Origin of the sequence: Neisseria sp. HMSC058F07 (assembly GCF_001810035.1) — a bacterium.
Classification (GTDB): Bacteria; Pseudomonadota; Gammaproteobacteria; order Burkholderiales; family Neisseriaceae; genus Neisseria; species Neisseria perflava.
Window position 1 is genome coordinate 1 of sequence record NZ_KV799662.1, and the last position, 15679, is coordinate 15679.

The window sequence follows — 15679 nt, forward strand, 5'->3', positions numbered from 1 at the left end:
TTGCTACGTTCAAATTTTTCCTTAGCCATGAGCTAATTCCTTTACATTAAAGATCGATTAAAGAACAGAGGCCGTCTGAAAAATCATTTCAGCCTTTCAGACGACCTATTTGCCTGATTAGCCTTTACGGGCTTCAGTTACAGCAGCAGCTATGTGGGCAGGAGCTTCAGAATATTTCTTGAACTCCATAGAGTAAGTAGCGCGGCCTTGGGTTGCAGAACGCAGGTCGGTAGAATAACCGAACATTTCTGCCAGAGGCACTTCGGCACGGACTTTTTTACCGCCGATGCCGTCATCATCCATACCCAATACAACACCACGACGACGGTTCAAGTCGCCCATTACGTCACCCATGTATTCTTCAGGTGTTTCCACCTCAACTGCCATGATTGGTTCCAACAGAGCTGGATTGGCTTTACGCATACCTTCTTTGAAGGCTTGAGACGCAGCCAATTCGAAGGCCAGTTGAGAGGAGTCAACATCGTGTGAAGAACCGAAGATCAGACGCACACGTACGTCAACTACTGGGTAACCGGCAACGATACCGTTAGGCAAAGTATCGCGAATACCTTTATCGACAGACGGAATAAATTCGCGAGGAATCACACCACCTTTAATTTCATCGATAAATTCGTAGCCCGCACCACCTGGTTCCATAGGTTCCATTTTGATCACAACGTGACCGTATTGACCTTTACCACCAGATTGTTTGGCATGTTTGTATTCAGCTTCAACTTCTTTGCGGATGGTTTCACGGTAAGCCACTTGAGGCGCACCGATGTTTGCTTCCACGCCGAATTCGCGTTTCATACGGTCAACAATAATTTCCAAGTGCAGCTCACCCATACCAGAAATAATGGTTTGACCGGACTCTTCGTCTGTACGAACGCGGAAAGAAGGGTCTTCTTTCGCCAGACGGTTCAGGGCGATACCCATTTTCTCTTGGTCGGCTTTGGTTTTCGGCTCAACGGCAATATGGATTACCGGCTCAGGGAATTCCATGCGTTCCAAGATGATAGGTGCGCTTTCTGCACACAAGGTCTCACCAGTAGTAACGTCTTTAAGACCGATCGCAGCTGCAATATCACCAGCGCGTACTTCTTCAATTTCAGTACGGTCTGCAGCAGTCATTTGCACCAAGCGACCGATACGTTCGCGAGTACCTTTTACAGAGTTCAATACGGTATCACCGGATTTCACCACACCAGAGTAAACGCGGATGAAAGTCAGCTGACCAACGTATTTATCATTCAACATTTTGAACGCCAATGCAGAGAATTTCTCTTCATCGCTGGCTTGACGGCTGTCGGCTTCTTCAGTGTTAGGGTTAACACCTTGAACTGGAGGAATGTCGGTAGGAGCAGGCAGCAATTCTACAACTGCATCCAACATACGTTGAACACCTTTGTTTTTAAATGCTGAACCGCACAACATTGGTTGAATTTCACCGGCCAAAGTACGTTGACGCAATGCGCCTACGATTTCTTCTTCAGTCAGCTCATCACCGCCCAAGTATTTGTCCATCAATTCTTCGCTGGCTTCTGCTGCAGCTTCAATCATGTTTTGACGCCATTCTTCGGCAGTCTCAACCAATTCAGCAGGAATGTCGCCATAGGTAAAGGTTGTACCTTTATCGGCTTCATTCCAAATAATGGATTTCATTTTCAACAGGTCAACGACACCGCTGAAGCTGTCTTCCGCACCAACCGGAATCACGATAGGTACTGGGTTTGCGCGCAAACGGGTTTTCATTTGCTCAACAACGCGGAAGAAGTTGGCACCTTGACGGTCCATTTTGTTTACAAATGCCAAGCGAGGTACTTGGTATTTGTTAGCTTGACGCCATACGGTTTCAGATTGAGGTTGAACACCGCCTACTGCACAGTAAACCATTACCGCGCCGTCCAATACACGCATAGAACGCTCTACCTCTACAGTAAAGTCAACGTGTCCCGGAGTGTCGATGATGTTGAAACGGTGCTCAGGGAACTGTTTCGCCATACCAGACCAATAAGAAGTCACAGCAGCAGAAGTAATGGTAATACCACGCTCTTGCTCTTGTTCCATGTAGTCGGTAGTAGCCGCGCCGTCATGCACTTCGCCCAATTTATGAGTCAAACCTGTATAGAACAAAATACGTTCTGTTGTGGTTGTTTTACCCGCGTCAATATGGGCAGAAATACCGATATTGCGATACAGGCTGATAGGGGTCTTACGAGCCATTTTGTTAGCCTTTCGATATTAGAAACGGAAGTGAGAGAATGCTTTGTTAGCTTCAGCCATGCGGTGTACTTCTTCACGTTTTTTCAACGCACCGCCACGACCTTCAGCCGCATCAATCAATTCGCCTGCCAAACGCAGGTCCATAGATTTCTCACCACGTTTACGGGCCGCATCGCGAACCCAGCGCATTGCCAAGGCCAGACGACGTGAAGGACGAACTTCAACAGGAACTTGGTAGTTTGCACCACCTACACGGCGGCTTTTCACTTCCACGATAGGTTTGGCGTTTGCAATGGCTTCGTTAAATACTTCAATTGCTACTTTGCCGGTTTTTTTCTCAATTTGCTCCAACGCACCGTAAACGATACGTTCTGCAACAGATTTTTTACCGTCAATCATCAATACGTTCATGAATTTAGTCAGCTCAACGCTGCCGAATTTAGGATCTGGCAGTACGTCGCGCTTAGGGACTTCTCTACGTCTTGGCATTTTAATTTCCTTTAATCTATTCAGTTGGGGCAATTCCCATGAATACCCAATTGAGTATTCACTTACTCGGCCGTTGTTCAGCTTAGGCGGCCGACGTGCCTATTTGAGTCCCGATAATTATTTAGGACGCTTAGCACCGTATTTAGAACGGGCTTGTTTACGGTCTTTAACACCTGCAGTATCCAAAGAACCGCGTACAGTGTGGTAACGTACACCTGGCAAGTCTTTTACACGACCGCCGCGAATCAATACGACGCTGTGCTCTTGCAGGTTGTGGCCTTCACCGCCGATATATGAAATTACTTCAAAACCGTTGGTCAGGCGAACTTTACATACTTTACGCAATGCAGAGTTAGGTTTTTTAGGGGTAGTTGTGTATACACGGGTGCAGACGCCACGTTTTTGCGGGCAAGCTTCCAGTGCAGGCACTTTGTTTACGTACACAGGCTTTTGACGGCCTTTGCGTACCAATTGGTTAATAGTTGGCATATTTTCTCGTCCTGTTGAGTTAAATACTTGCCGACACCATGTCGACAAGATTGGAATTATATTTTTATTGCAAGGGTTTAGTCAAGCAAATGACTGATAAAGTTTGGTGTTTTCCAATTTATGTCTAAATTTTGGAAACAAAGGCCGTCTGAAATATCCAGACGGCCTTTGTCATTTTAAATAAGTCCGCAATTTAGTTCTCTACTTATTTTCTCCATTGCTTTCCTTATTTATTCAGACGGCCTTAAACTCTACCCTCTTTTAAGTCCTCTAAAAAATAAAACCGCAAGACTGGCTTGCGGTTTTATTTTCACAATAATCCCTCGGGATTATTCGTCTAAAGCTTCGGTTTCAGAAGTTACTTGATCGGCTTGCTGCCATTGTTGATGACGGCTGCGGTGGTAGGTCAAACCTGTACCGGCAGGAATCAATCGACCGACAATCACGTTCTCTTTTAAACCGCGCAGCTCGTCTTGTTTGCCCATGATAGCGGCCTCGGTCAAGACGCGGGTTGTTTCTTGGAACGATGCTGCAGAAATGAAGCTGTCGGTAGACAAGGAAGCTTTGGTAATACCCAACAACACATTTTCATAACGTGCCGGCTCTTTGCCTTCAGCGATGGCTTTCTCATTGGCAAGCATCACATCGCTACGCTCAACTTGTTCGCCGGTAATAAACTCTGTATCACCAGCATCCACAATGTTCACACGGCGCAGCATTTGGCGGATGATGACTTCGATGTGTTTATCGGAAATCTTCACACCTTGCAAGCGGTAAACCTCTTGTACCTCTTGAACAATGTAGCGAGCCAATGCTTCGATACCTTGCAGACGCAGAATGTCATGCGGATCTACGGCACCATCCACGATGGTTTCACCGCGGTTTACCACTTGACCGTCGTGTACCAAAATCTGTTTCTCTTTAGAAATCAGCGTTTCGTATGCTACACCGTCTACATCGGTAATAATCAGACGCTGTTTACCTTTGGTTTCTTTACCGAAGGAAACGGTACCGGTAATTTCAGCCAACATGCCGGCATCTTTCGGCACGCGTGCTTCAAACAACTCAGCAACGCGCGGCAAACCACCGGTAATATCGCGGGTTTTAGAAGACGCTTGTGGAATACGCGCCAACACATCACCCTTACCGACTTCCTGACCTTCACGGATAGTAATCACCGCACCGACCGGGAATGCCATAGAAACTGGGGTAGTCGTACCAGGAATGCAAATTTCCAGACCATTTTCATCCAACAGTTTGACAGTCGGACGCAACAGTTTAGAAGCACTAGAAGAACGACGTTTGCCGTCAATCACTACCAAAGTAGACAAACCGGTTACATCGTCAGTTTGTTTCGCAACGGTAACACCCTCTTCCACGTTTTCGAATTTCACCATACCTGCGTGTTCGGTGATCATCGGACGGGTATGCGGATCCCAAGTTGCCAAAGTTTGACCGGCTTTAATGGCTTCGCCGTCTTGTACCAGCAGGATTGCACCGTAAGGTACTTTGTGACGTTCACGTTCGCGACCGATATCGTCGTGAATCACTACTTCACAAGAGCGGCCAATGACAACCAATTCGCCTTTGTTGTTGGCAACGTAACGCATTTGGCTGCTGAAACGAGCTGTACCATTGGATTTGGCTTCCACTTGACTGGCAGCAGCCGCACGAGATGCCGCACCACCGATGTGGAACGTACGCATGGTCAGCTGAGTACCTGGCTCACCAATAGATTGTGCAGCAATTACACCTACAGCTTCACCAGCGTTAACCAGTTTACCGCGCGCCAAGTCGCGGCCATAACAGTGTGCACACAAGCCATGACGGGTTTTACAAGTAATTGGCGTACGGACTTTAACCTCGTCAACACCAGATTGGTCAATGATATCAACTAATTTCTCAGTCAGCAGTGTACCTGCCTCAACCAAAGTCTCGCCAGTTGAAGGATCAACAACATCTGATGCTGTAACACGGCCTAAAATACGATCGCGCAACGCTTCAATTACGTCACCGCCTTGTACTACTGCTTTCATGACAAAGCCGTCTGAAGTACCGCAATCGTCTTCAACAACGACCAAGTCTTGAGTTACGTCTACCAGACGACGGGTCAGGTAACCAGAGTTTGCCGTTTTCAACGCGGTATCCGCCAAACCTTTACGCGCACCGTGGGTCGCAATAAAGTATTGCAATACAGTCAAACCTTCGCGGAAGTTAGAGGTAATTGGCGTTTCGATAATAGAGCCGTCAGGTTTGGCCATCAAACCACGCATACCGGACAACTGTTTAATCTGAGCTGCAGAACCACGGGCACCAGAGTCGGCCATCATGTAAATAGAGTTGAAGGACTCTTGATCAACTTCGTTGCCGTCACGGTCGATAACTTTTTGTTTGGACAGATTGTCCATCATCGCTTTAGCGATCTTATCGCCGGCACGACCCCAAATATCGACCACTTTGTTGTAACGTTCGCCGTTGGTCACCAAACCTTGACGGTATTGGTCTTCGATTTCTTTAACTTCGGCATTAGCCTCAGCCAGCAAGGCTGCTTTTTCTTTCGGAATTTCCATATCGTCAACCGCAATGGAAATACCGCCTTTAGCCGCAAAACCGAAACCGGTATACATCAAGTGGTCGGCAAAAATAACTGTGTCACGCAAACCGCACAGACGGAATGATGCGTTAATCAGTTTAGAAATTTCTTTTTTCTTCAGCGCTTTGTTGATGTACTCGAACGGCAGGCCTTTAGGCAAGATTTCGCTCAACAATGCACGGCCGACAGTCGTTTCGTAACGGTTAACGACAGGCTCAAACTCACCTGCTTCGTTTTTTACCCATTCGCGCAGACGTACGGTAATTTTCGTACCCAGTTCAACCTGTTTGGTATGGTATGCACGATGCACTTCTTTCACATCGGCAAACAGGCTGCCTTCGCCTTTGGCATTGATACGGTCGCGGGTCATGTAGTACAGACCCAATACGATATCTTGAGAAGGTACGATGATTGGTTCGCCGTTGGCTGGAGACAATACGTTGTTTGAAGCCAGCATCAGCGTGCGTGCTTCCATTTGTGCTTCCAAGCTCAATGGAACGTGTACAGCCATTTGGTCACCGTCAAAGTCGGCGTTAAATGCGGCACACACCAATGGGTGCAACTGAATCGCTTTACCTTCGATCAGGATAGGTTCGAACGCTTGAATACCCAAACGGTGCAGGGTTGGCGCACGGTTCAGCATAATCGGATGTTCGCGGATCACTTCTTCCAAGATATCCCATACTTCAGGTACTTCTTGTTCTACCAATTTTTTCGCAGCTTTAACGGTAGACGCCAAACCTTGTTTTTCCAATTTGTGGAAAATGAATGGTTTGAACAGTTCCAACGCCATTTTTTTCGGCAGACCACATTGGTGCAGACGCAGGTATGGACCTACGGTAATCACGGAACGACCAGAGTAGTCCACACGTTTACCCAGCAGGTTTTGACGGAAGCGGCCGCCTTTACCTTTAATCATGTCAGCCAATGATTTCAGCGGACGTTTGTTGGCGCCGGTCATGGCTTTACCGCGACGGCCGTTATCCAACAGAGAGTCAACTGCTTCTTGCAACATACGTTTTTCGTTACGAACGATGATGTCAGGCGCATGCAGTTCCAACAGACGTTTCAGACGGTTGTTACGGTTAATAACGCGGCGGTACAAATCGTTCAAATCGGAAGTGGCAAAACGACCACCATCCAATGGAACCAACGGACGCAAATCAGGCGGCAATACCGGCAGCACGTCCATAATCATCCATTCCAGTTTCATACCGGAACGGTGGAAAGCTTCCAATACTTTCAAACGTTTGGCAATTTTTTTAATTTTGGTGTCAGAACCGGTAGATTCCAGCTCTTGACGCAGGATTTCGATTTCGCCGGTAATATCCAAGGTGCGCAACAATTCACGGATACCTTCTGCACCCATTTTGGCATCGAAGTCGTCGCCGTATTCGTCCAGTTTGTTGTAGTAATCGTCTTCAGTCAGTAATTGACGACGTTGCAACGGAGTCATGCCGGGATCGGTTACCACAAATGCTTCAAAGTACAATACGCGTTCGATATCGCGCAAAGTCATGTCCAGTACCATACCCAAGCGGGAAGGCAGGGATTTCAAGAACCAAATATGGGCAACTGGTGCTGCCAATTCAATGTGGCCCATGCGTTCGCGGCGTACTTTAGACAGGGTCACTTCTACGCCACATTTTTCACAGGTTACGCCTTTAAATTTCAAGCGTTTGTATTTACCGCACAAACATTCATAGTCTTTGACCGGGCCAAAGATTTTGGCACAGAATAAACCGTCACGCTCAGGTTTGAACGTGCGGTAGTTGATGGTTTCAGGTTTTTTAACTTCGCCATAAGACCATGAGCGGATGGTTTCGGGAGAGGCAATACCGATTTTGATGGCATCAAACTCTTCTTCCATGCCGGCAGTTTGCAACGGATTAAATAAGTTCAACAAATTCATTTTTGCTCCTTGAAGGAAGTATTTTTACCGCATGGCGGATTTTCGATATTGGGAAACGGTACTTTTGATTTCAGATGGCCTAAATGCCGATTGCTTCATTCTTATTCTGAAACCGCTTTTTCAGACGACCTTAAAAGGCCGTCTGAAAACTTCTGTTTAGTAGCGTTCCAAATCGATATCCAAGCCCAGTGAGCGAATCTCTTTAACCAATACGTTGAAGGATTCAGGCATACCGGCATCGATTTTGTGTTCACCTTTGACGATATTTTCGTACATTTTGGTACGGCCGTTCACGTCGTCAGACTTCACAGTCAGCATCTCTTGCAGCGTGTATGCCGCGCCGTATGCTTCCAATGCCCAAACCTCCATCTCGCCGAAACGTTGGCCACCGAACTGAGCTTTACCGCCCAAAGGCTGCTGGGTAACCAAACTGTATGGACCGGTAGAACGGGCGTGCATTTTTTCGTCAACCAAGTGGTGCAGTTTCAGATAGTGCATCACACCGACTGTAACCTTGCGGTCAAATGCTTCGCCGGAACGGCCGTCATACAGCGTGATTTGAGTTTTACTGTCGTTGAAGCCCAGTTTCTCAACCTCAGGATCTTCACTTGGGTAAGCCAAGTTCAACATTTCGCGGATTTCAGACTCTTTCGCACCGTCGAATACAGGAGAGGCGAAAGACGCACCTTTGCGCAGGTTAGAAGCCAATTCGATGATTTCTTCATCTGTCAGGCTGTCTAAATCTTCTTTCTTACCGCTACCGTTGTAGAGTTTGTTCAAGAATTCACGCAGCTCGCTGGCTTTGCGTTGCTCTTTCAGCATACGATCGATGCGTTCACCGATACCTTTTGCCGCCCAACCCAAGTGAACTTCCAAAATCTGACCAATGTTCATACGGGAAGGTACGCCCAATGGGTTCAGTACAATGTCTACCGGACGGCCGTCAGCCATGTAAGGCATGTCTTCCACCGGCAGAATGCGTGATACCACACCTTTGTTACCGTGGCGACCCGCCATTTTGTCACCGGCTTGCAGACGGCGTTTGATGGCGATAAATACTTTCACCATTTTTTGTACGCCCGGTTGCAGCTCGTCGCCTTGGGTCAGTTTTTTCTTCTTGATCTCATACAACTCATCCGCTTCTTCGCGTTTTTGTTGCAGGCTCAATTTAATCAGTTCCAACTGTTTGGCCAAATCTTCGTCAGCCAAACGGATGTCAAACCAATCATGTTTGCTGGACAGGCTCGCCAAATATTCGGTAGTGATTTCACTGCCTTTAGCCAGCTTCATCGGACCACCATTGGCTTTTTGACCAACAATCATACGCTCGATACGGTCAAATGCGTCGTTATCAAAAATACGCAACTGGTCGCTCAAGTCTTGACGGTAACGTTTCAGCTCAGAATCAATAATGGATTGAGCACGTTTGTCGCGTTGAATACCTTCACGAGTAAAGACTTGAACATCGATAACGGTACCGCTCATGCCGGTAGGCATACGCAATGAAGTATCTTTTACGTCAGACGCTTTTTCACCGAAGATGGCACGCAGCAGTTTTTCTTCAGGAGTCAGTTGGGTTTCGCCTTTAGGTGTTACTTTACCTACCAAGACGTCACCAGCTTCTACTTCTGCACCAATATATACGATACCGGATTCATCCAAACGGTTTTGCATACGCTCAGACAAGTTCGGAATATCGCGGGTAATGTCTTCCGCACCCAGTTTAGTGTCACGTGCGACAACGTTCAGCTCTTCAATGTGAATCGAAGTATAACGATCGTCTGCAGCCACTTTTTCTGAAATCAGAATCGAGTCTTCGTAGTTGTAACCGTTCCATGGCATGAAGGCGATGGTCATGTTTTGACCCAAAGCCAACTCGCCCAAGTCGGTAGATGCACCGTCGGCCACCAAGTCACCACGTTGCAACACATCGCCTGCTTTTACGGCCGGACGTTGGTTGATGTTGGTAGATTGGTTAGAACGGGTGAATTTAACCAAGTTGTAAATATCGACACCCACTTCACCGGCAGTCGCTTCATCATCATGAACACGAACTACAACACGGTTGGCATCTACATACTCAACCACACCGCCGCGGCGGGCAACGATTGCAGTTGCAGAGTCAACGGCAACAGAGCGCTCAATACCGGTACCAACCATCGGTTTTTCAGGGCGCAGACACGGTACAGCCTGACGTTGCATGTTGGCACCCATCAATGCACGGTTCGCGTCATCATGTTCCAAGAATGGAATCAGAGATGCTGCAACGGATACCACTTGACCGGTTGCCACGTCCATATATTGAACGCGGTCAGGCGTCGCCATAATGGTTTCGCCTTTTTCACGACAAGTGACCAAGTCGCCAATCAAATTACCGTCTTTGTCCAAATCGGCATTCGCCTGTGCAATCACATAACGGCCTTCTTCGATAGCAGACAAGTAGTCGATTTCTTCAGTTACTTTGCCATCGACAACACGGCGGTAAGGAGTTTCCAAGAAACCATAATCATTGGTACGCGCATAAACGGATAATGAGTTGATCAAACCAATGTTTGGACCCTCAGGTGTTTCAATAGGACATACACGGCCATAGTGGGTCGGATGTACGTCTCGCACCTCAAAGCCTGCACGTTCGCGAGTCAAACCGCCCGGGCCCAATGCAGATACACGGCGTTTATGGGTTACTTCAGACAATGGGTTGGTCTGATCCATAAATTGGCTCAATTGGCTGGAACCGAAGAATTCTTTAATCGCGGCAGAAACAGGTTTCGCATTGATCAAGTCATGCGGCATCAAGTTCTCAGATTCTGCTTGGTTCAAACGCTCTTTAACTGCACGTTCTACACGAGCCAAACCGCTGCGGAATTGGTTTTCAGTCAACTCACCCACAGAACGAACACGACGATTACCCAAGTGGTCAATATCGTCTACTTCACCATGACCGTTACGCAGTTCAACTAATGTAGCAATGGAAGCAACAATGTCTTCAACGCTCAGAACGTAACCACCTTTTTCGGCAGCACCGGCCAAAGTTTCGTTCAGCAAACGGCCATACCAAGAGTTTTGTTGTGCTTCAGACAGTTTTTGCTCGTATGTGCGCGTATTGAATTTCATACGGCCTACGCGAGACAAATCATAGCTGTCTTCACTGAAGAACAAGCGGTTGAAGAGCTGCTCAACAGCTTCTTCGGTAGGCGGTTCGCCAGGACGCATCATGCGGTAAATCGCTACGCGTGCAGCTTGCTGATCAGCAGTTTCGTCTGTACGCAGAGTGCTGGAGATGTAACCGCCTTGATCCAATTCGTTGATATAAAGGGTCGTAATTTCTTTTACACCATGGATATCAAGTTTAGCCAACAGTTCTTCTGTAATTTCATCGTTAGCAGAAGCCAATACTTCACCGGTTTCCGGATCAATCAGGTCAGCAGCCAATGCTTTGCCTATCAAGCTTTCTGGCTCTACATTCAAACGAGTCAAGCCTGCATTGGTAATATCACGGATATTTTTCGCAGTAATGCGTTTACCTTTGGCAACCAGTACATTGCCTTCTTTATCCAAGATGTCAACTTTGGCAGTTTCACCTTTCAGACGGCCTGCAACCAGATCAGTTTGAACACCGTTTGAAGACAAATAGAAAGTTTCTTTGTCGTAGAAAATATCCAAGATTTGTTCATTGTTATAGCCCAAAGCTTTCAACAAAATCGTAACCGGCATTTTACGGCGACGGTCGATACGGAAATACAGCAAATCTTTTGGATCAAATTCGAAATCCAACCATGAACCACGGTAAGGAATAATACGAGCAGAGAACAACAACTTACCGGAAGAATGTGTTTTACCACGGTCATGCTCAAAGAACACACCAGGAGAACGGTGCAACTGGGAAACAATTACACGCTCTGTACCATTGATGACAAAAGAGCCACTTGGCGTCATCAACGGAATTTCGCCCATATATACTTCGTTTTCACGAACTTCTTTTACGGTCGGTTTAGACGCTTCTTTATCCAAAATCACCAAACGGATACGTGCACGCAATGGAGCCGCATAAGTAATACCGCGCAATTGACATTCAGGAATATCGAACAAAGGTTCGCCCAATGTGTAATGCACAAACTCCAATCGTGCATAACCATTATGGCTCACAATCGGGAAAATAGAATTGAATGCTGCTTGCAGACCATCATCAGTACGTTGGTCAAAAGCGTTTTCCAACTGTAAAAATTTCGCATAAGAATCAATTTGGGTTGCCAGCAGGAAAGGAACATCCAAGACATTCTCTCGCTTTGCAAAACTCTTACGGATACGTTTTTTCTCGGTAAACGAATAGCTCATATACACTCCGAAAAGCAATTTTAAATAATAGGCCGTCTAAAACAACGGCATGCATCAACCTGATATTTACATTTATTTGCAATGGTTTTATCAAGACTATGCAAATAAATGTAAACAATGCCTGATGCTTATTTGAAGAAGCAAAATAAGGCTGGCAGAAAACTGCCAGCCTTCACAGGAAGCATTAAATTATTTGATTTCGACTTTAGCGCCGGCTTCTTCCAGTTGTTTTTGGATGTCTTCAGCTTCAGCTTTAGAAACACCCTCTTTCAGAGTTTTAGGTGCACCGTCAACGATGTCTTTAGCTTCTTTCAGACCCAAGCCAGTGATAGCGCGGACAACTTTAATCACGCCAACTTTTTGATCACCAGCAGAAGCCAATACTACGTCAAATTCAGTTTTTTCTTCAGCAGCAGCTGCACCAGCACCTGCAGGACCTGCAACTGCAACGGCAGCAGCAGAAACGCCAAATTTCTCTTCAAAAGCTTTAACCAGGTCGTTCAATTCCATTACGGTCAAAGAACCAACGGCTTCCAAAATGTCTTCTTTAGTAATAGCCATGCTATTTTACTCCAAATATTGTATTAAAAAATAATTGATTAAATGAAACAAAATCGATTAAGCGGCTTCTTCGCCAGCTTTTTTCTCTGCCAAAGCAGCCAAACCACGTGCAAAGCCTGATACAGGAGCTTGCATAACGAACAACAGTTTGGACAACAGTTCTTCGCGGCTTGGAATAGAAGCCAACTCAGCAACCTGAGCAGGGTTCATCACTTCGCCATTGTAAGAACCGGCTTTAACGATAATTTTGTCATCTTTTTTCGCGAATTGGTGCAGCACTTTAGCAGCAGCAACAGCATCTTCAGAAGCAGCGTAAACCAATGGACCAACCATTTGATCGGCCAAACCTGCGAATGAAGTACCCTCTACTGCGCGACGAGCCAGAGTATTTTTCAGAACACGCAAGTACACGCCTTCTTTACGTGCATTCGCACGAAGCTCAGTCATGCTGGAAACACTGATACCGCGATATTCAGCGACTACGAGAGTTTGAGCGTTAGCAATTGCTGCGCTAATTTCCTCTACGGCCACTTTCTTGGTTTCAATATTGAGACTCAAGGTCTACCTCCCACTGTTTATAAACAGGATACCGAAATGATATCCCACCAGCGCGGTAACCTAAAAAGACATCTTACAAGCAATCTTGCAATGTGTTTCAGGACTACCGTCTGCGTAGGGCAGTTACGATTAAATCTTACGATCCCTACGGTCTTGGACATCTACTTAATTTTAAGTAGCCCAAATTCAGGCAATCCAGAAAACTGGATCACCTGAAAATTTCTTAGTTGTTCACGCTTGCAGTATCAACGCGAACACCCAAACCCATAGTGCTGGATACAGCAACTTTTTTCAGGTACTGGCCTTTAGCAGCAGCAGGTTTGGCTTTAACGATAGCATCCAGCAACGCATTGAAGTTTTCTTTCAAGTCAGCTTCAGCGAAAGAAGCACGACCGATAGTTGCATGAACGATACCTGCTTTATCTGTACGGTATTGTACTTGACCTGCTTTTGCATTTTTAACTGCTTCAGCAACGTTAGGAGTAACAGTACCTACTTTAGGGTTTGGCATCAGACCACGAGGACCCAAGATGGTACCCAATTGACCAACGATACGCATTGCATCAGGAGAAGCAATAACAACGTCAAAGTTCAAGTTACCAGCTTTAATTTCAGCAGCCAGATCTTCAAAGCCGACAATATCTGCGCCAGCTTCTTTAGCAGCATCTGCATTTGCACCTTGAGTAAACACAGCTACGCGAGTTGTTTTACCGGTACCTTTAGGCAGAACGACTGAACCACGAATAACTTGGTCAGATTTACGAGGATCAACACCCAGGTTGAAAGATACGTCAACAGACTCGTCAAATTTAGCAGTAGCAGCTTTTTTAACCAAAGCAATTGCTTCGTCGATTGCGTACAGTTTGTTAGCTTCAACAGAAGAGCGCAGAGCTTTCAAGCGTTTAGATACTTTAGCCATTATACAACACCCTCCACGTCCAAGCCCATTGAGCGAGCAGAGCCGGCAATAGTGCGAACAGCCGCATCCAAGTCAGCAGCAGTCAAATCAGGCTCTTTAGTTTTAGCAATTTCTTCCAACTGGGCGCGGGTCAATTTACCCACTTTATTAGTCAGAGGATTAGAACTACCTTTTTGCAGACCAGCAGCTTTTTTCAACAAGATAGAAGCTGGAGGGGTTTTCATCACAAAAGTGAATGATTTATCCGCAAATGCAGTAATAACGACTGGAATTGGCAAACCAGGTTCCATACCTTGGGTTGCAGCATTAAATGCTTTACAGAATTCCATGATATTCAAACCACGTTGACCCAAAGCAGGACCAACTGGGGGAGATGGATTGGCTTTACCTGCAGGAATTTGCAGTTTGATGTAGCCGATAATTTTCTTTGCCACTTAAGAACTCCTAAAAACGGGTATAACGCGGAACCATTCCGCTTCCCAAACAGAATTTGCGATTATATCCGCTTAAAAAAAAATTTTCAAGCGAATTAAACCACTTAAATCTTTTCAACCTGACCGAACTCTAATTCAACCGGTGTTTCACGACCAAAAATCTGAACTGAAACACGCAGTCTATTACGTTCGTAGTTAACTTCATCAACAATACCGTTAAAATCAGCAAATGGGCCTTCGTTTACTCGAACTTGCTGACCAACTTCAAACTCAACTTTTGGTTTTGGCTTCTCAACACCTGTTTTAGCTTGTTGCAAAATAGCATCTGCATCTTTTTGAGAAATTGGGATCGGGCGATTTCCACTACCGCCTACAAAACCATTTACTCGAGGGGTACTCTTAACCAAGTGCCATGAATCATCAGTCATTTCCATTTCAACCAATACATAGCCTGGATAGAATTTACGCTCACTGATGGTTTTTCGGCCATTCTTGATATCTACTACTTCCTCCACAGGAACGAGAATCTGGCCGAAATATTCTTCCATGTTTTCACGAGCAATACGCTCTTTCAATGTTTTTTGAACATTTTTCTCGAAACCGGAATAGGCCTGTACCACATACCAACGCTTTGACATCTTTACCCTTTCCTATTTAATAAAACATCAAAAAACAACCATGAAATAATTGTATCTGCCGTATAAATGAAGGCTGCTAAAACTGCAACGAAGATAATCACGAATACAGTCATTTTGACCGCTTCATCACGACTCGGCCAAACTACCTTCTTAAACTCAGTCCAAGAGCTCTTAAAATATGCAAACAGACCTTCTTTCTTTTCAGGAGCTGGCTTATTACTTACCACAACTTCCTTTTTCTGATGGTCTTCTTTGCGTCCAGACGGATGTTCTGTCATCTTTACTCACTTATCAATACCCCCCCCGCCTTTATTTTAGATAGTGGCATTGATCCATTAATTAATTCCAAATAATCTTAAAACTTAAGTACAAAAAAATTAACCGGCACAAGGCCGGTTAATTTTTTATTTGGCAGGCCAAGAGGGTCTCGAACCCCCAACCCTCGGTTTTGGAGACCGATACTCTACCAATTGAGCTATTGGCCTGTAAACTTAAGCGATTACAGAAGAAACCACACCCGCACCTACG

11 protein-coding genes and 1 tRNA gene are annotated in these 15679 nt (G+C 45.9%); all 12 read right to left on the reverse strand.

What is annotated here, in order from left to right; genetic code table 11:
• Positions 1-117 precede the first annotated feature (117 nt).
• The 12 genes from fusA to HMPREF2696_RS00195 all read right to left on the reverse strand — a co-directional run bounded on the left by fusA (position 118) and on the right by HMPREF2696_RS00195 (position 15636).
• On the reverse strand, positions 118-2223 hold the full coding sequence (gene fusA, locus HMPREF2696_RS00140; RefSeq protein WP_003749269.1) for an elongation factor G: 2106 nt from the start codon (positions 2221-2223) through the stop codon (positions 118-120).
• 18 nt (positions 2224-2241) lie between these two features.
• Positions 2242-2712: a 30S ribosomal protein S7 gene (gene rpsG, locus HMPREF2696_RS00145; RefSeq protein WP_002240962.1), complete on the reverse strand. Its 471-nt coding sequence runs from the start codon at positions 2710-2712 to the stop codon at positions 2242-2244.
• Positions 2713-2829: 117 nt separating this feature from the next.
• A complete protein-coding gene (gene rpsL, locus HMPREF2696_RS00150) occupies positions 2830-3201 on the reverse strand; it encodes a 30S ribosomal protein S12 (protein WP_002218431.1) in 372 nt (123 codons plus the stop codon).
• 329 nt (positions 3202-3530) lie between these two features.
• Positions 3531-7706: a DNA-directed RNA polymerase subunit beta' gene (rpoC, locus tag HMPREF2696_RS00155; protein WP_004521093.1), complete on the reverse strand. Its 4176-nt coding sequence runs from the start codon at positions 7704-7706 to the stop codon at positions 3531-3533.
• A gap of 156 nt (positions 7707-7862) precedes the next feature.
• Positions 7863-12041: a DNA-directed RNA polymerase subunit beta gene (rpoB, locus tag HMPREF2696_RS00160; protein WP_004521091.1), complete on the reverse strand. Its 4179-nt coding sequence runs from the start codon at positions 12039-12041 to the stop codon at positions 7863-7865.
• A gap of 189 nt (positions 12042-12230) precedes the next feature.
• The gene (gene rplL / locus HMPREF2696_RS00165; RefSeq protein ID WP_003677916.1) at positions 12231-12602 is read right to left on the reverse strand and encodes a 50S ribosomal protein L7/L12; all 372 of its coding nucleotides are present in this window, start codon (positions 12600-12602) and stop codon (positions 12231-12233) included.
• A 57-nt stretch (positions 12603-12659) separates the two neighbouring features.
• Complete coding sequence (rplJ, locus tag HMPREF2696_RS00170; RefSeq protein ID WP_003680699.1) at positions 12660-13160, reverse strand: 50S ribosomal protein L10; 501 nt, start codon at positions 13158-13160, stop codon at positions 12660-12662.
• Between the two features lie 223 nt (positions 13161-13383).
• Entirely contained in the window at positions 13384-14079 is a 696-nt protein-coding gene (rplA, locus tag HMPREF2696_RS00175; RefSeq protein ID WP_003677918.1) for a 50S ribosomal protein L1, read from the reverse strand.
• The gene (rplK, locus tag HMPREF2696_RS00180) at positions 14079-14513 is read right to left on the reverse strand and encodes a 50S ribosomal protein L11 (protein WP_002220151.1); all 435 of its coding nucleotides are present in this window, start codon (positions 14511-14513) and stop codon (positions 14079-14081) included. The genes rplA and rplK overlap by 1 nt, the downstream gene beginning before the upstream one ends.
• A gap of 104 nt (positions 14514-14617) precedes the next feature.
• Positions 14618-15151: a transcription termination/antitermination protein NusG gene (gene nusG / locus HMPREF2696_RS00185; protein WP_003680697.1), complete on the reverse strand. Its 534-nt coding sequence runs from the start codon at positions 15149-15151 to the stop codon at positions 14618-14620.
• Between the two features lie 2 nt (positions 15152-15153).
• A complete protein-coding gene (gene secE, locus HMPREF2696_RS00190; RefSeq protein WP_004521090.1) occupies positions 15154-15429 on the reverse strand; it encodes a preprotein translocase subunit SecE in 276 nt (91 codons plus the stop codon).
• A gap of 131 nt (positions 15430-15560) precedes the next feature.
• Positions 15561-15636: transfer RNA gene (locus tag HMPREF2696_RS00195), tRNA-Trp, on the reverse strand.
• Positions 15637-15679 lie beyond the last annotated feature (43 nt).